Origin of the sequence: Kitasatospora sp. NPDC086791 (genome assembly GCF_040685975.1) — a bacterium.
Classification (GTDB): Bacteria; Actinomycetota; Actinomycetes; order Streptomycetales; family Streptomycetaceae; genus Kitasatospora.
Genome location: NZ_JBFBOC010000004.1, coordinates 109628 through 125481, shown reverse-complemented (window position 1 = coordinate 125481; position 15854 = coordinate 109628). Strand labels below are relative to the sequence as shown.

The following is a 15854-nucleotide window of genomic DNA, read 5'->3' as shown; positions in this document are numbered from 1 at the left end:
CTGGTCGGTCATCGAGTGGCCTTCCTCGGGACGCGCAGTTCGACCTCGACGCCCTCACCGGGCGCCGAGTACAGCTCGGCCGTGCCGCCGAGGTCCAGCAGCCGGCCGCGGATGGACTGGGAGACGCCGAGCCGTCCGGCCAGTTCCGCCTCGCCGAGCCGGCCGGGGGCGAAGCCGGGGCCGTCGTCACGGATGCTGACCGTGACGGCCTCCGGCTCGTCCTCGACCAGGATCCAGGCCCGGGCCCGCGCCCCGGCGTGCCGGCGGACGTTGTCCACGGCCGCGCCGACCGCCGCGGCGACCTCGCCGGCCGCCGGGGCGGCCAGCAGCACCGGGGTGCCGGGGGCGGAGAGGGTGATCCGCTCGTCGGCGTACGGACGCAGCAGCGCGGTGAGGTCGCGCGGTTCGGCGGCGTCCGGCCGCGGCCGGCGCTGGGCCGGGATCGGGCCGCCGGTCATCAGGGTCCGCAGCGCGCGCTCCTGTTCACCGGCCAGGCGGCCCAGCTCGGCGAAGTCCGCGCCGCCGCCGGAGCCCCCACCGGTGCCGCCGCCGCCCGTCGCCCCGCCCAGCTCCGAGCCGCGCCGCTGGACCAGCGCCAGCACCTGCAGCACGCCGTCGTGGATGTCCCGGGAGAGCCGCTCGCGCTCCCGGGTGGCCGCCTCGACCTGGAGCGCCCGGGTGAGTGTGGCCTCACTGGCCCGGGCCAGCTCGATCACGTAGCCGATCGCGCACCCGGCGACCATCAGCAGCACGATGTTGTGGATGTTGTCGCCGGTCGGCCCGCCGTGGCCGAGGATGTTGGCGACGCCGATCACCGAACCGGTGGCCGCCGCCGGCCGCCAGCCGCCCTTGGCGGCGCAGCCGAGCACCGTACCGGCGGCCCAGATGGTGGGCAGGGTGGGCGCGCCGTGGCTGATCCGGGCCGGGGCGTCGGTCAGGCCGCTCATCACGATGCCGGTGACGGCGAGGGTGAGGTCGAAGCCCAGGACGTACCAGGAGCAGCGCTGCGGGTCGGCGAAGGCCCGGGTGGTGGCGAGGGTCCAGAGGGTGAGTGCGCCGAGGAAGATCCAGCCCGCCACCGGGTGCAGGAAGTGCAGGTACGAGTTGAAGTACCGGAGCAGGGCGTAGATCAGCGCCAGCACCCGGAAGTAGGAGATGGCCCGCCACAGCGGGAGTTCGACGGACATGCCGCCGGCCGCCACCGTACCGCCCACCGCGCCGGCTCTGCCGCCGTCCGTCATCCCGCTCCTCCCCCGGGCCCGGCCGGGCCGTCAGGCCGAGCCGGTCTCCTTGTCCGCCTCCGCGGCCTTCTCGGCCTCGGCAGCCTTCTCCGCCTCGGCGGCCTTCTCGGCCTTCTCGACTTCGGCGGCCTCCGCCTTCTCGGCCTTGGCCGCCGCGCGGCGCTCGGCGTCGGCCTTCTTCTTCTCCTCGGAGATCTGCCGCTTGGCGGCGGTGGCGTAGATGTCCACGTACTCCTGGCCGGAGAGCCGCATGATCTCGTACATCACCTCGTCCGTCACCGAACGGAGGATGAAGCGGTCGTTCTCCATGCCGTGGTAGCGGGAGAAGTCCAGCGGGCGGCCGATCCGGATGCCGGGGCGGATGCCGAAGTTCGGGACCACCTGGCCGGGCGGCTGCACCTTCTCGGTGTCGATCATGGCGACCGGGATCACCGGGGCGCCGGTGGCCAGCGCGACGCGGGCCAGGCCGCCGACCTTGCCGCGGTACAGCTTGCCGTCGGGCGACCGGGTGCCCTCGGGGTAGACGCCGAACAGCTCGCCGCGCTCCAGCACCGCGATGGCGCTGCGGATCGCGGCCTCGCCGGCGCCGCGCACGCCCGAGCGGTCCACCGGCAGCTGACCGACGCCCTTGAAGAACGCGGCGGTCAGCCGGCCCTTGAGGCCCGGGGTGTTGAAGTACTCGGCCTTCGCGATGAAGGTCACCCGGCGCTTGATCAGCGCGGGGAAGAAGAACGAGTCCGAGAAGGAGAGGTGGTTGCTGGCGATGATCGCCGCACCCTCGGTGGGGATGTTCTCCTCACCCTCGATCCACGGCCGGAAGAAGATCCGAAGCAGTGGCGCGACGATCATCTTCATCAGTCGGTAGAACAACCCGGGCCTCCTGTTATGCGGACCGGTCGATCCTAATGCCCCGCGGCCGTCGGCTGTGCCCGGCCCCGCCGAAGGGGCGCCCGGCCCCGCCTGAGGGGGTGTACGGCCCGGCGCGGGGCGTGGGACGATGCGAATTCCTGCAGCTCCCCTCCAGCGCCCCGCCCAGCGTCCCTCCCCCAGCGCCACCCGCCCGCGAAGGAGTCCGCCATGCCGTTGCTGCCCGGTGCCGAACCGTACCGCCACCACGGCGGACCGGTGGGCGTGCTGCTCTGCCACGGCTTCACCGGGTCCCCGCAGTCGCTGCGGCCGTGGGCCGAGGACCTGGCCGCGGCCGGGTTCACCGTCTCGCTGCCGCTGCTGCCGGGGCACGGCACCCGCTGGCAGGACATGCAGCTCACCCGCTGGGAGGACTGGTACGCCGAGGTCGAGCGCGAGCTGCTGGCCCTCGCCGACACCTGCGAGCAGGTCTTCGTCTGCGCGCTGTCGATGGGCGGCGGGCTGGCGCTGCGGCTCGCCGCGTTGCACGGCCCGAAGGTCTCCGGGCTGGTGCTGGTCAACCCGTCGGTGCGCTCGGACACCCCCGCGAGTGTGCTGCTGCCGGTGCTGCGCCACCTCGTCCCGAGCGTGCCCGGGATCACCGACGACATCGCCAGGGCCGGCGTGACCGAGCTCGGCTACGAGCGGACGCCGTTGCACGCCGCCTGGTCGCTGAGCCGGCTCTGGCGGGAGGTCCAGCAGCGGCTGCCGGAGGTGACCCAGCCGGTCCTGCTCTTCCACAGCCCGCAGGACCACGTCGTCTCGCCGGCCAACTCGGAACTGGTGCTGGCCCGGATATCCTCGTCCGACGTGACGGAACGGCTGTGCCAACGCAGCTTCCACGTCGCGACGCTGGACCACGACGCGGCGGAAATATTCGCGGCCAGCCAGGACTTCATCCGACGGCTGGCCCCCGCGCACGCGGCGGGCGCGAACCGGGACGAATCCGACGATCACCATGGCTGAAGGGCCGGAAGTGCACGAGAGCAGCACGGCGGGCGGCGGGGACGAGACTCCCCGCGAGGACGGCGCGACGAAGGACGGCGGGGCGGGGAACGGCGGGGCGAAGGACGCCGCCCCGGGCGGTGCGCCGACGGACCGTACCGGTCCGGACGGCGCCGTGACGCCCGCGACCGCACCCATGCCCGCGCCGCCCGAGCCCACGCCCGCGCCGGCACCCGCGAAGGACACCGCCGGGGACGCCGCCGGCCCGGAGGCCCCCGCCGGGCCGCGCCGGGCGCGCGAGCGCAGCCAGGCCGAGCAGGACGAGATCTTCGCCGCCCTGGTCGCCCAGTTCGACGACCCGGTCGACCTCAACAACCCCGACTGGCCCGAGGTCGAGAACCTCCGGGCCCAGAACGAGCTCAAGGGCGGCTACAAGGACGGCCGCGGCGCCGTCGGACCTGACGACCTCTCCGACCTCGCCCCGCAGCCCCGCCCCCGCTCCGGTCGGCCGGTGCTGCCGGCCGCCGGTTCCGGTCCGCGCGACTTCGAGCTGGCCGAGGAGACCGACGAGGGCCACTTCGTCCCGCCGGAGCCCCCGCCGCTGCCCGAGGCCGACGTGACCGCCAAGTTCGCCTGGCTCGCCGTGCTCGGCGGCCCGGCGCTGCTGCTGATCGACGCGGTGGTCTGGCGGGAGATCTCCGGCTGGCCCGCCTGGGTCGGGATCACCGCCTTCCTCGGCGGCTTCGTCACCCTGGTGGCCCGGATGCGGGACCGCGACGAGGACGAGCCGGAGGACCCGGACCACGGCGCGGTCGTGTAGCGCCCCGGTCCGCGAACTCCCGTCGCCCGCCCGGCGGGTGAGCCCTGGGTCCGGGTCCGGGTCCGGGTCTGCCGTGGCCGGGCCCCGGGTGGGCCCTAGCCTGCCGGGATCTCCAGGACCGCCAGCACCGGCAGGTGGTCGGTGGCGGCCCGCAGATCGGCCTCGGTGACGCCGGGCAGCCCGTGCGGCACCCCGCAGCCGAGGACGGTGATCCCCGGGGTGGCGAAGACGGCGTCGATCCGCTGGTACGGGCGTTCCGGTACGGACGTGAACTCGCCGCCCCAGGGCGCGGTCGGGTACCCGTCCTGCAGCCGGGAGGCCAGCAGCCGCCAGCCCGGCCCGTCCGGGTGCTCGTTGAAGTCCCCTGCCACGACGCCGTGTTCGGCGATCGCGAGCTGGTCGAGCAGCAGCTCGAACTGCCCGTACCGCTCCTCGGGCCGCAGGCTCAGGTGGCAGCTGGTGAGGGTGAAGGGCGCCGAGCCGGGCAGCCGCAGCAGGGCGGTGGCGAAGCCCCGGGCGTGCAGGCCCCGGGTCTTGGGCAGCAGCCGGTCGTACACGCCCAGCAGCTCCGCCGCGCCGGGCCGGCCGAGCAGCAGCGGACCGGCCGCGGTGCGACCGCCGCCGGCCAGGACGGCCGTCCCGGTGCGCCGGGCCAGCCGGGCGGCCTGGCCCTCGGGGCGCCAGTAGCGCGGTGACTCCTGGACGCAGACCAGGTCGGGCGCGCACGCCCGGATCACCCGGGCCAGCGCCCGCCGGTCGTCCCGCAGCGAACGGATGTTGTAGCTGAGCAGGCGCAGCCGGCGCGGACCGGAGGGCGGCAACGGATCGGCGGTCGCGGCGCCGGTGGCTGTCTCGGTCACGGCGGTCATGGCCCTCCCCGGTACGTCGGTACGTCGTCGGCACGTCGGCGCCGGGCGCGCCGTCGCCGACTCCGACCGTACGCGGCTCCGCCGGGACGTGCGACGGCGGGACGTGCGACGGCGGCGGCGCGTCCGGGAGCGGTCGGGGCCCGGTCGCACCGCCGCCGGCGGGCTCGGAAGGGGCGCTCCCCCTGAACCGAGGGGAGCGCGGGTACCGAAGGAAAGGCGAAGGGGGTGGAGCGGCTACGCGGGGGTGCGGGCCAGGTCCGCCGCACCGACGATGCCGGCCGCGGAACCCATCGAGGCCAGCACGACCTCGGCGCGCGGGCGGTGCACGCCGCCGGTCAGGTAGTGCTCGAAGGCCTTGGCGACCGGGTCGAGCAGCAGGCGGCCGGAGTCGGAGACCCCGCCGCCGAGCACGAAGACGGCCGGGTCGAACAGCGCGGCGAGGTCCGCCATGCCGCGGCCCAGCCAGTCGGCCAGCTCGGCGTAGCACTCCAGGGCGAGCGGGTCGCCGTCCTCGGCCGCCTCGGTGATGTGGATGCCGCGGATGGTCTCGGCGACGCCGTCGTTGAGCTCCAGCATCCGCCGGCCGCGCACCGGGTCGGCCGCCGCCTTCTCCCGGCCGTAGCGGCGCAGCGCCCGCCCGGAGCCGTACTGCTCCCAGCAGCCCTTGCCGCCGCAGCCGCACTGCAGGCCGTCCGGGACCATGTTGAGGTGGCCGATCTCGCCGGCCACGCCGAAGCGGCCGCGGTGCAGTCGGCCGTCCAGGACGATGCCGCCGCCGATGCCGGTGCCGACGGTGATCAGCACCATGTCCTGGTGCTCGGCGGCCGCGCCGAAGCGGAACTCGGCCCAGGCGGCGCAGTTGGCGTCGTTCTCGATCACCGCGGACAGGCCGGTGAGCTCTTCGATCCGGCCGCGCAGCGGCTCGTTCTCCCAGTCGATGTTGGGCGCGAAGATCACCGTGGAGCGGTTGCTGTCGACGAAGCCGGGGGCGCCGACGCCGACCGCGGTGACGTCGGGGTGCTGCTCCTTGAGTTCGCGCACGGCCTGCGCGATGGCATCGACCGCCCACTGAGGGTCGGCCGGGGTGGGCACCCTGGTCCGGGCCAGGATCGCGCCCGCCTCGTCGACCACGCCTGCCGCGATCTTGGTCCCGCCGACATCGACGCCGATGGTCAGAGCCATGTGTCCCTCAGCTATTCACTCGTTCCCGCTGGACGGAACGGTACCGCCCAACCCTGCCCCCGTACACAGCCTCGCATACATTAACCGAAGGCAATTTCGGGACGACCGGGCCATGATGCTTCAAAAGTCGTATCTAATCTCCTTCTTCGTGACGTACGAGAACAACGCAGTCACCCTCCGAAAGTCACGGTTTCATTGCTTGGCGGACGGCTCGTCAGGCCCGTCGAGGTCGATCTTCTCGGCGGCCGCGCCCTGCCCGGCGGTCCAGCGGCTCTCGTGCCCGGCCACGGCGGCGCGGTAGGCGGCCAGCAGCTCGGCACCCGCGGCGGCGATCCCGGAGCCGGCGGCGGCGAGGTGGGTGTAGACCTCCGGCTGCTGGGTGCGCAGGCGGTCGGCCAGGCCGGCGAGGGTGATCAGGGTGGTGGCACTGGTCTCCTGGGCCTTCTCGCCGAGCACGGTGGCGAACCGGCGCACCTCTTCCACCAGTGGGCCCAGCTCCGGTCCGAACGGGTGAGCCTGCTCGTCGGCCCGAGCCCCCGCCCGCCCGTCGGCCCGCTCGCCACCGTCGCCGACCGGCCCGGTGCGGTCGTCGACGGGCTCGGTGTGGTCGTCGGTGCTGGTCATCGCGGGCGCCTCCTCAGCCGTGGCCGCACCCCGCGGCCCTCCGGCCCGACGCTACCCGACCGGCCGTACCCCCCGGAAAGGCCGGACGGCGGCCCAGCGGGTGGCCCGGGCGGTGTCCGGACGGCGGCCCGGACGGCCCGTCAGCCCTGCGGCCAGAGCGAAGGGTCGGGCGCGAACCGCACGGTGAGCACCCCGTCCTGCAGCCCGGCCCCGGCCACGGTGCAGCGGCGCAGCGCGGAGGGCAGGACGAGCACCCGGCGGTGGGCGCCGAGGCCGACCACCAGGTCGTCGCCCCGGCGGACCAGGTCCAGTTCGGCCCGGTCGGCGCCGGGCAGGTCGAGGTGCCAGAGCAGCAGGCCGTCCGCGGCGAGCCGGTCCTCGACCGTCCAGGGCGCCGGGTCGAGCCGCTCGGGGCCGGGGCCGTCCCCGTACAGGCGGTCCGCGACGACCTCCAGGCTGGCGTCGGCGAGGCCGGTGACCAGCACCGGGGCGTCGGTCCCGGCGGCGAGCCCGGCCAGCTCCTCCTGCCGCCGGCGGGCCAGCGCGGCCAGCCAGGGGTCGGGCGAGGAGAGCGCGGCCCCGGGCAGCGCGCCGTGCACGACCACGGCGTCCGGCCGGTGCCCGTAGAGCGCGAGCCCGGCCCGGATCCGGCGCAGTTCCTGGTACGGGTGGCCGTCGGCCGGGACGACCAGGCGGACGCTGGTGCCGGGGTCGGTGATCGCGGCGCGGGACTCGGCGAGCGCCGCGGCGGCCTTGCCGCGCCCCTCGTACAGCCAGTCGGCGGGCATCGGGACGCCGGCCAGTCCGGCCAGCAGCGGGCGCAGCGCCCGGGCGGCCTGCCGCTGCTCGGGGACGAGCCGGTCGAGGTAGCGGGCCAGCTGCTCGGGCAGGGCGAGGGTGGCGATCAGCTCGGCGGGCGGCGGGGCGAGCACGACCAGGACGTCCTGGTCGGCGGCGGGCAGGGCGCGCAGCAGGGCGAGCCGGGCGATGCCGGGGAGGGCGGTGAGCTCCTCGGGGTCGAGCTGTTCGGCGCCGAGCAGGTCCAGGGCGGGCTTGAGCCGGCCGGTGAGCTCGCCGACGGCGTAGCGGAAGGCGGCCTGCTCGTCGATCCGGGAGACGGTCAGGCCCGGTGCGTAGCCGAGCGGTTCGGGCTCCAGCCGGGTGCCGAGGGCGGAGTCGAGCGCCCGGTGCGGGTCGTCGGCCGCCAGCAGCCAGGTGCGGTGTCCGCGCCGGGCGGCGTGCAGGGCGGTGGCGGCGGCCACCGCGGGTGCGCCCGCGTCGCCGCTGACCAGGATGGTGCGTCTCGCCGTCATGCCGTCGGCCCCCGTTCCGCCGTGTCAGCCCTCGGAGCGCGGCGTGCCGTCGGCGTCCTCGACGCGCTTCTTCAGTCCGGCCAGCGCGCGGTCGATGATGACCTTCTCGGCCTTGCGCTTGATCATGCCGAGCATCGGGATCTTGACGTCCACGGCGAGCTGGTAGGTCACCTCGGTGCGGCCGCCGGCCAGCGGGGCGAGGGTGTACGAGCCGTCCAGCGAGCGGAGCATCTGGCTGCGGACGAGGGTCCAGCCGACCTCGCGGTCGCCGTCCCAGGTGTAGGCGAGGACGTGCTCGTCGCGGATGGCGCCGGCGTCGAGCAGCAGCCGGACCTTGGCGGCGCGGCCGTTCTCGCCGGTCTCCAGGACCTCGATCTCCTTGACCTCGCCGGTCCAGGCCGGGTAGGCGGCGAAGTCGGCGATCACGGCCATGACCGTGGCCGGGGTCGCGTCGATGGTGATGCTCGACCTGGTGTGCTCCGCCATGGAATGGCCCTCCGCGTCGTCCCTCTGCCTGCCGGTCCGGCCGGGGCGCGCTCGGCCCGGTCCGCCCGGAGCAGGCTATCGCGACCGGCGATCCGGTCAGCGGCGCGGGCGGTGTTCCGCGGGCGGCCGCGACCCGGCGGGCGCCGGGCGGCGGGGCATGCTACCGGCCGGTCACCATCGGGCTGCCGTAGGGTGCCATTCGAACGACCTGGTCACGGCCTGGTCGGACCCGGCCGGGTGTGACACTTCGAACACCGGGGCCGACCCCCCTGGTCGAAGCTGCCTACCGGGCAGTAACGTCCTGCCGTCCCGCAGCGTCGCGAACGAGGAGCAGTCTTGCTCGACTTCAGCCTTCCGGCCCTCTACCAGGTACCGAGCGGCGGTAACCTCTCCGACCTCGTGCACCGGAACGCCGAGCGGCACCCGGACGTCGTGGTCCTCAGCCGCAAGGTGGACGGCCGGTGGCAGGAGTTGACCGCCGCCCAGTTCCTGGTCGAGGTGCGGGCCGCCGCGAAGGGTCTGATCGCCACCGGCATCCGCCCCGGCGACCGCGTGGGCATCATGTCCCGTACCCGGTACGAGTGGACGCTGCTGGACTTCGCGATCTGGTCGGCCGGTGCCATCACCGTGCCGGTGTACGAGACCTCCTCCCCCGAGCAGGTGGAGTGGATCCTCGGCGACTCCGGCGCGGTCGCCGTGCTCACCGAGACCGACCAGCACCGCAAGGTGGTCGAGGAGGTCCGGGGCCGTCTCCCCGAGCTGAAGCACACCTGGCAGATCGAGCAGGGCGCGGTCGCCGCGCTGGCCGAGGCGGGCCGCGAGGTCTCCGACGAGACCGTCGCCGAGCACCGCGGGAGCGCCGACTCCGACTCGATCGCGACCATCGTCTACACCTCGGGCACCACCGGCCGCCCGAAGGGCTGTCAGCTGACGCACGGCAACTTCCTCGCCGAGTGCGGCAACGTGGTCGAGCGGCTGGCCCCGCTGTTCCGCACCGGCGAGAGCTCCGTCCTGCTCTTCCTGCCGCTGGCGCACGTGCTCGGCCGGATCGCCGAGATCGCCCCGGCGATGGCCCCGATCAAGCTCGGTCACGTCTCCGACATCAAGGACGTCACCGCCGAGCTGGCGGCCTTCAAGCCGACCCTGATCCTGGGCGTGCCCAGAGTCTTCGAGAAGGTCTACAACACGGCCCGCGCCAAGGCCCAGGCCGACGGCAAGGGCAAGATCTTCGACAAGGCCGCCGAGACCGCGATCGCCTACAGCCGGGCGCTGGACGCCGGCGGCGCCGGCCTGTTCCTGCGGCTCAAGCACGCGGTCTTCGACAAGCTGGTCTACAGCAAGCTGCGCGCCGCGCTCGGCGGCCGCGCCACCCACGCCATCTCCGGCGGCGCGCCGCTCGGCGAGCGCCTGGGCCACTTCTACCGGGGCATCGGCTTCACCGTCCTGGAGGGCTACGGCCTGACCGAGACCTGCGCCGCCACCGCCTTCAACCCGTGGGACAAGCCGAAGATCGGCACGGTCGGCCAGCCGGTGCCCGGCGCCTCGGTCCGGATCGGCGAGGACGGCGAGGTGTTCTTCAAGGGCCCGCACGTCTTCACCGGCTACTGGAACAACCCGCAGGCCACGGCCGACACCCTCAAGGACGGCTGGATGGCCACCGGCGACCTCGGCTCGCTGGACTCCGAGGGCTACCTGACCATCACCGGCCGCAAGAAGGAGATCATCGTCACGGCCGGCGGCAAGAACGTCGCCCCGGCCGTGATCGAGGACCGGATCCGCGCGCACGCCCTGGTCGGCGAGGTCATGGTGGTCGGCGACCGCAAGCCCTTCATCGCCTGCCTGATCACCGTCGACCCGGACTTCTTCCCCAAGTGGAAGGAGCTCAACGGCAAGCCCGCCGCCGCCACCGTCGCCGACCTCGCCGGGGACCCGGATCTGCTGGCCGCCCTGCAGGCCGCGGTGGACGACGGCAACGCGGCCGTCTCGCACGCCGAGGCGGTCAAGAAGTTCCGCCTGCTGGACACCGAGTTCTCCGAGGAGAGCGGCCACCTGACGCCCTCGCTGAAGCTCAAGCGCAACCTCGTGCTGAAGGACTTCGCGGCCGATGTCGAGGCGCTCTACCAGAAGTAGCCGCGCAGGCGTGGCCGCGGCCACGTGAGGCCGCGGACGGCGTCGGGCCCCGCTTCCCGGAAGGAGGCGGGGCCCGACGCCGTCCGGAGACCGGCCCTACGCCGCCAGCAGCGTGGTCAGCCGCCCGGCCAGCAGGTCCCAGCGCCAGGAGCGCTCCACCCACCGCCGCCCGGCCTCGCCCATCCGTCGCCGCAGCTCCTCGTCCCGCAGCAGCCGCACGATCCGCTCGGCCGACGCCGCGGCCGAGCCGCCGGGCACCACGTAGCCGGTCTCGCCCTCCAGCACCGCGTCCGGTGCGCCGCCGGAGTCCCCGGCGACCACCGGCAGGCCGGTCGCCGAGGCCTCCAGGTAGACGATGCCCAGGCCCTCGACGTCCAGCCCCCCGCGCCGGGTCCGGCAGGGCATCGCGAAGACGTCCCCGGCCCCGAAGTGGGCGGGCAGCTCCTCCCACGGCACCGAACCGGTGAACCGCACCGAGTCCCGTACGCCCTTGGCGTCCGCGAGCTTCTCCAGGTCCGCCCGGTACGGGCCGCCGCCGACGATCAGCAGCACCGCGTCCGGCACGTCGGCCAGGATCTGCGGCATCGCCTCGATCAGGGTGTCCTGGCCCTTGCGCGGCACCAGCCGGGAGACGCAGACCACCACCGGCCGGTCCGCCAGCCCGAGCCGGCGGCGGACCTCGGCGCCCCCGGAGCCCGGGTGGAAGGTGGTCTCGTCCACGCCCGGGGGCAGCTGCACCATCCGGGCCGCGGCCCGCGGCCCGACCGCGGCGGCGATCCGGGAGCGGGTGTACTCGCCCAGGTAGGTCAGCACGTCGGTGCCCGCGCCGATCCGGCGCAGCAACTGCCGGGAGCCCGGCAGCTGGGCCCAGGCGGCCTCGTGCCCGTGGGTCATGCCGAGCAGCCGCCCGGCCCCGGCCCGGCGCAGCGTGGGCGCCATCAGGCCGAGCGGGGCGGCGGCGCCGAACCAGACCGAGTCGCACCGCTCGGCGCGCAGGATCTCGGCGGCCCGCCGGGTGACCCGGGGTGTGGGAACCATCACCTTCGTCCGGTCCCGGATCACCGGGAACGGCTGCTCGGCGTCGAAGCGCCGCACCTCGCTGCCGTCCCGCCAGGTCGAGGCGTACACCACGACGCTCCCTGCGGGCTGACGGACGGCCATGTTGTGGACGAAGGCCTGGATGCCCCCCGGGCGGGGCGGGAAGTCATTGGTGACGATCAAGGTTCTGTGCATCAGGCCACGGCTCGCTCGGTCGGGGGGTGCGCGGTGTACCGCTGGGTGATCCGTACGATAGGTCAACACCATGACCCGCCGGGAACGGAACCGCGCACGGCAACCGTTTGACCCCCGGGTCAGTCCTAGTACGTGGGTCCGGAGGTCGGCCCCGGGGCCGCGGGCACGGCGGACCGGGCGTCCGTCAGCACGACGCCTCCGGTGAGGACGTCCGAGACGAACGAGGGAGCGCAGTGGAATTGGCCCCGGCCACCGAGTCCGGTTCTTCGCGCGGCCGGCTCGGCCGCCCGCTCGGGGCGCTGGCCGCGCTCGGCGCGACCTGGGTGGCCACCCGCGCCCTGCTGGTGCTGCTGATCACCGGCGTGCTGAAGTCACCCGGCGGCGACGTCACCGCCGACGTGTGGATGATCTACCACGCCTGGTACGGCGTGCTGCAGACCGGCACCTTCCCGTTCGACGACGTGACCTGGCAGTACCCGCCGGGCGCCGCCCTGGTGATCCTGCTGCCGGGGCTGCTGCCCTGGTCGTACCTGGTCTCGTTCTGGGTGATCTGCGGGATCGCCGACGCCGCCGCGGCCGCGCTGCTGGTCCGCACCGGCCTGCGCCGGGTCCGGGCGCTGACCGGCGCCTGGATGTGGGTGGCGGGCGTCCCGCTGCTCGGCCCGATGATCTACAACCGCTTCGACATCATCGTCACCGCGGTCACCCTGGCCGGCCTGCTGGCGCTGATCCGCCGCCCCGCGGTCGGCGGGCTGCTGCTGGGCCTGGGCGGCATCGTCAAGATCTGGCCGCTGCTCGGCCTGATCGGCACCCCCTCCGGCCGCCGGACCCGCCGTTCCTGGACGCTGGCGGGCGCCACCGCCGTCTCGATCGGCTTCCTGCTGGCGGCCGGCATGAACGGCGCCTTCGACTTCCTGGCCTTCCAGAAGGACCGCGGCATCGAGGTCGAGTCGGTCGGCGCGCTGCCGCTGCACCTCGCCCGGATCGCCGGGAGCTGGGACGGCAGGGTCACCATGAACTACGGCTCCCCCGAGATGCTCGGACCGTGGGTCGGCGTGATCAGCAAGGTGATGATGGCCGGCACCGTGCTGGGCTTCCTCTGGCTGCTGCTGTGGCGCTTCACCTCCAAGCGCCGCAACGCGGCCACCATGTACGACGCGGCGCTGTGCGCGCTGCTGATCTTCGTGGTGACCAGCCGGGTGATCAGCCCGCAGTACCTGGTCTGGCTGATCGGCGTCGCGGCGGTCTGCCTGACCGTGCGCGGCACCAGCCAGCGGCCGGTGGCGCTGCTGATCCTGATCGCCTGCCCGCTGACGCTGGTCGAGTTCCCGACGATGTTCACCCAGGTCCTGGCCAGCGACCCGGGCGCGATCACCGTGCTGGCCCTGCGCAACCTGCTGCTGGTGGCCGCCGCCCTGCTCTCCTGCGTCCGGCTGTGGCGCGCCACCCGGGGCGAGGCACCGCTGCCGCCGACCGTGGTGCTGGACCGCGAGCCCGCCGAACTGCCGGTCGCGGGCTACCCGGTGCGCCCGGGCATCGCGTACGAGCAGGACCTGCTGGACGGCATCGACCACCCGGGCGCGCCGGCCGAGCAGCGACGCTGAGCCGGACGGCGTGCCGGGCCCCCGAAGCCCCGGCTTCAGCCCTTCAGCGCCGCCAGCCCGTCCAGCCAGAACCGGGTGAACTCGGCCAGGCCGACGCCCAGTTCGGCGCGCAGCAGCCGGTCGATACGGTGCTCGCGGTCCTCGCCCGTCCCGTCGGCCGCGCCGACCGCCCGGTAGAAGGCGACCAGCCGCTGCGGCCCGTAGCGGCGGGCGATCGACTCGCAGGCCAGCCAGGACTGTTCGTAGGCCTGGGCGATGCCGGTGGCACCGGCGGCGAAGTCCCGGTCCTCGGGCAGGCCGACGGGCAGCCGCCCGGCGACGACGTCCCGGGTCAGCTCGGGGGCGATCTGCTGCGGGCCGCGGCCGCAGTCGCGGTAGGCGGTCCAGTCGGCGACGCCCTCGGAGAGCCACAGCGGCGTCCAGGCCCGGGTGTCGGACCTGGTCGCGACGTGGGTGGCCTCGTGCGTGATGACCACCTGCCGGCCGAAGTCGCTCAGCCGCCCGTACGCCTCGGGGTTGACCAGCACCCGGTCCGCCGGGGTGTGCCGGGGCGCGCCGGGGGCGGCCACGGTGACCGCCGCCATGCCCGCCCAGCCCGCCGGGTCGACCTCCAGCAGCCGGGCGAACTGCTCCTCGGTGGCGGGCAGTTCGAGCAGCAGCCGGCCGGGCCCGGCGCTGCCCCAGACCTCCTCGACGGCCGGCACCGCCCGGTCCCCCACCGCGACCAGCCCGACCGGGTCGGGGCCGTCGGTCGAGCCGAGCACCAGGCAGCGCGCGCCCGGCGCCGACCGTCCGGGGCCGAAGTCCCAGAGCGCCGGCGGCCCGCTCGCGCTCTCCTCGCGCTCGACCCGCCAGCCGTCCCCGGTCCGGGCCAGGGCGATCCGGCGCGGGTACACCACGGGGTCGTCGTCGTACCCGGCGATCCGCACGGCCAGGTCGGCCGCGGCGGTCAGCCGGTCCGGCCCGTCGCCCGCGGCGAACACCAGGTTGCGGTACGCCGCCCCGGCCACCGGAAGCCCCGACCGGGCCGGCAGCGAGCGGGCCCGCTCCGCCAGCACCGCCGCCACCTCGCCGTGCGGGTCGGCCGCCGACCGGGCCGGTGCCGCGGCCGGGGCGAGCGGCGGCAGCGACAGCTGGGCCAGCCCGCCGACCGCGAGCAGCAGCGCACCCCGCCGCGACAGTGCGTGACGGGGCCGGGCTGTCGGAGCGGAGCCGTAGGGGCCGCCGGGCGACGCGCTCAGAGCCGGACCACCCCCGAGACCGGCATGGCGTTGACGCTCTCGTAGCGGACCCTGGCGCCCGGGTAGGGGGCGTGCACGATCACCCCGCCGCCGGCGTACATGCCGACGTGGTGCATGTCCCGGTAGAAGATCACCAGGTCTCCCGGTCGCGCTTCGGAGAGGTTGATCCGCCGGCCGGCGTACGCCTGGGCCTGCGAGGTCCGCGGCAGGGTCACTCCGGCCTGCCGCCAGCTGTAGTACATCAGACCGGAGCAGTCGAACGCGCGGGGCCCGGTGGCCCCGTAGACGTACGGCGATCCGACCATCCGCACCGCGGCGGCCAACGCGGCCGCCCCGCGCTCGGAGGCGGGCGGGGTGGAGCCGAGGTCCAACCGGTCGGTGCCGCGGGTGGCGCGCTGCTCGGCCTCCCTGGCGTCCTGGGCGGCCATCCTGGCCCGTTCGCCGCTGCCCAGGCCGTTGAGCAGCTTCTGCGCGGCGGCCAGCCGCTGCTGGATCTGCTGCTTGGTGTCGGCGAGCGAGCGGCGGGCCTCGTCCAGCTCGGCGAGCTTGGCGGTCGCCTCGGTGCGCCGCTGGTCGAGCCGGCGCTGGCGGGTGACCAGCTCGTGCAGCCTCTCCTGTTGCCGCTGCGCCGCCTGGCCCATGGTCCGGGCCAGGGAGAGGTAGCCCTCCGGGTCGGGGGACAGCATCAACTGGGCGGTCTGGGTCATCCCGCCGCCGCGGTACTCGGCCCCGGCCACGGTCGCCAGGCCGCCGCGCAGCTCGTTGAGCTGGTCCTGGGCGACGGCGAGCTCGCCCTGCAGGATCGTCGTCTCGCCCTGGAGGCGCCGCTGGGTCTCCTGCGCCGCGTTGTACTTCTCCGACGCCTGCTCGGCCTCGTCGTAGAGCTGCTCGACCTGCGCCTTGACGTCCTTGCGGTCGGCCGGGTCCGGACTGCCGGGGGCAGCCTGGGCGCTGCCGCCGGTCGCCACGCCGAGCGCGGTGGTGGCGGCCGCCGTCAGGACCAGCGCCCGGGCGAGCAGGTGGGAACGGCGGTGCACGGGCATGGCGGCAACGGCTCCAATCCGGCGGCGCGGCCCCGCCGCCGCCCCGGTGCGGGCGGTCGTCGAGCGGGAGTCCGGTGGCAGACGTTAGCGAGTCCGGGCAAGCGAGTCCAAACCCCTCCGGACCCGAATATTTGACCCGTAATCGGACATCAGGTCGGCCCGTCGGAAAAGCCGCAGGCCCGGCCTTCCGTGGCGGAAGACCGGGCCCGGAGGCGCC

Annotated in this window: 14 protein-coding genes; 4 read left to right on the top strand and 10 right to left on the bottom strand. The window is 74.7% G+C overall.

The features are described 5' to 3' along the window. Nucleotides 1-8: 8 nt before the first annotated feature. Complete coding sequence (locus AB0Q99_RS09515) at nucleotides 9-1241, bottom strand: DUF5931 domain-containing protein (RefSeq protein ID WP_363569786.1); 1233 nt, start codon at nucleotides 1239-1241, stop codon at nucleotides 9-11. Between the two features lie 30 nt (nucleotides 1242-1271). Further along, the gene (locus AB0Q99_RS09510; protein WP_363570035.1) at nucleotides 1272-2096 is read right to left on the bottom strand and encodes a lysophospholipid acyltransferase family protein; all 825 of its coding nucleotides are present in this window, start codon (nucleotides 2094-2096) and stop codon (nucleotides 1272-1274) included. Between the two features lie 222 nt (nucleotides 2097-2318). Between AB0Q99_RS09510 and AB0Q99_RS09505 the strand changes: the two genes are divergently transcribed. Next, complete coding sequence (locus AB0Q99_RS09505) at nucleotides 2319-3113, top strand: alpha/beta fold hydrolase (RefSeq protein WP_363569785.1); 795 nt, start codon at nucleotides 2319-2321, stop codon at nucleotides 3111-3113. Between the two features lie 304 nt (nucleotides 3114-3417). After that, nucleotides 3418-3912, top strand: coding sequence for a hypothetical protein (locus AB0Q99_RS09500; protein WP_363570033.1), 495 nt, complete (start codon nucleotides 3418-3420; stop codon nucleotides 3910-3912). 95 nt (nucleotides 3913-4007) lie between these two features. Here AB0Q99_RS09500 and AB0Q99_RS09495 read toward each other — a convergent pair whose 3' ends face one another. The 5 genes from AB0Q99_RS09495 to AB0Q99_RS09475 form a co-directional block, all read right to left on the bottom strand. Further along, the gene (locus tag AB0Q99_RS09495; RefSeq protein ID WP_363569783.1) at nucleotides 4008-4781 is read right to left on the bottom strand and encodes an endonuclease/exonuclease/phosphatase family protein; all 774 of its coding nucleotides are present in this window, start codon (nucleotides 4779-4781) and stop codon (nucleotides 4008-4010) included. Nucleotides 4782-5015: 234 nt separating this feature from the next. Then, on the bottom strand, nucleotides 5016-5963 hold the full coding sequence (locus AB0Q99_RS09490; protein ID WP_363569781.1) for an ROK family glucokinase: 948 nt from the start codon (nucleotides 5961-5963) through the stop codon (nucleotides 5016-5018). Nucleotides 5964-6155: 192 nt separating this feature from the next. Then, nucleotides 6156-6587 (bottom strand): DUF5304 family protein, encoded by a 432-nt coding sequence (locus tag AB0Q99_RS09485; RefSeq protein ID WP_363569779.1) that lies wholly within the window; start codon nucleotides 6585-6587, stop codon nucleotides 6156-6158. A gap of 140 nt (nucleotides 6588-6727) precedes the next feature. After that, the gene (locus tag AB0Q99_RS09480; protein ID WP_363569777.1) at nucleotides 6728-7900 is read right to left on the bottom strand and encodes an ArsA-related P-loop ATPase; all 1173 of its coding nucleotides are present in this window, start codon (nucleotides 7898-7900) and stop codon (nucleotides 6728-6730) included. Nucleotides 7901-7924: 24 nt separating this feature from the next. Next, nucleotides 7925-8386, bottom strand: a complete 462-nt coding sequence (locus tag AB0Q99_RS09475; RefSeq protein WP_363569775.1) for an SRPBCC family protein — start codon at nucleotides 8384-8386, stop codon at nucleotides 7925-7927. A gap of 336 nt (nucleotides 8387-8722) precedes the next feature. Between AB0Q99_RS09475 and AB0Q99_RS09470 the strand changes: the two genes are divergently transcribed. After that, entirely contained in the window at nucleotides 8723-10516 is a 1794-nt protein-coding gene (locus AB0Q99_RS09470) for a long-chain fatty acid--CoA ligase (protein WP_363569773.1), read from the top strand. A gap of 96 nt (nucleotides 10517-10612) precedes the next feature. Here AB0Q99_RS09470 and AB0Q99_RS09465 read toward each other — a convergent pair whose 3' ends face one another. After that, a complete protein-coding gene (locus AB0Q99_RS09465) occupies nucleotides 10613-11749 on the bottom strand; it encodes a glycosyltransferase family 4 protein (RefSeq protein ID WP_363569771.1) in 1137 nt (378 codons plus the stop codon). Nucleotides 11750-11982: 233 nt separating this feature from the next. On the opposite strand from AB0Q99_RS09465, the gene AB0Q99_RS09460 reads away from it, so the two are divergent. Further along, a complete protein-coding gene (locus AB0Q99_RS09460) occupies nucleotides 11983-13353 on the top strand; it encodes a glycosyltransferase family 87 protein (RefSeq protein WP_363569769.1) in 1371 nt (456 codons plus the stop codon). A gap of 35 nt (nucleotides 13354-13388) precedes the next feature. On the opposite strand, the gene AB0Q99_RS09455 is transcribed toward AB0Q99_RS09460, so the two are convergent. Together AB0Q99_RS09455 and AB0Q99_RS09450 are read right to left on the bottom strand one after the other, a co-directional pair. Continuing rightward, complete coding sequence (locus AB0Q99_RS09455) at nucleotides 13389-14411, bottom strand: hypothetical protein (RefSeq protein WP_363569767.1); 1023 nt, start codon at nucleotides 14409-14411, stop codon at nucleotides 13389-13391. Nucleotides 14412-14590: 179 nt separating this feature from the next. After that, nucleotides 14591-15637, bottom strand: a complete 1047-nt coding sequence (locus AB0Q99_RS09450) for an NlpC/P60 family protein (RefSeq protein ID WP_363569765.1) — start codon at nucleotides 15635-15637, stop codon at nucleotides 14591-14593. Nucleotides 15638-15854: the final 217 nt, after the last annotated feature.

What these genes read in the sequence shown, in the direction of transcription:
- AB0Q99_RS09465 (WP_363569771.1), bottom strand. Translation starts at nt 11,749, where the DNA reads ATGCACAGAACCTTGATCGTCACCAATGACTTCCCGCCCCGCCCGGGG.
- AB0Q99_RS09490 (WP_363569781.1), bottom strand. Translation starts at nt 5,963, where the DNA reads ATGGCTCTGACCATCGGCGTCGATGTCGGCGGGACCAAGATCGCGGCA.
- AB0Q99_RS09475 (WP_363569775.1), bottom strand. Translation starts at nt 8,386, where the DNA reads ATGGCGGAGCACACCAGGTCGAGCATCACCATCGACGCGACCCCGGCC.
- AB0Q99_RS09495 (WP_363569783.1), bottom strand. Translation starts at nt 4,781, where the DNA reads ATGACCGCCGTGACCGAGACAGCCACCGGCGCCGCGACCGCCGATCCG.
- AB0Q99_RS09450 (WP_363569765.1), bottom strand. Translation starts at nt 15,637, where the DNA reads ATGCCCGTGCACCGCCGTTCCCACCTGCTCGCCCGGGCGCTGGTCCTG.
- AB0Q99_RS09505 (WP_363569785.1), top strand. Translation starts at nt 2,319, where the DNA reads ATGCCGTTGCTGCCCGGTGCCGAACCGTACCGCCACCACGGCGGACCG.
- AB0Q99_RS09515 (WP_363569786.1), bottom strand. Translation starts at nt 1,241, where the DNA reads ATGACGGACGGCGGCAGAGCCGGCGCGGTGGGCGGTACGGTGGCGGCC.
- AB0Q99_RS09485 (WP_363569779.1), bottom strand. Translation starts at nt 6,587, where the DNA reads ATGACCAGCACCGACGACCACACCGAGCCCGTCGACGACCGCACCGGG.
- AB0Q99_RS09480 (WP_363569777.1), bottom strand. Translation starts at nt 7,900, where the DNA reads ATGACGGCGAGACGCACCATCCTGGTCAGCGGCGACGCGGGCGCACCC.
- AB0Q99_RS09510 (WP_363570035.1), bottom strand. Translation starts at nt 2,096, where the DNA reads ATGAAGATGATCGTCGCGCCACTGCTTCGGATCTTCTTCCGGCCGTGG.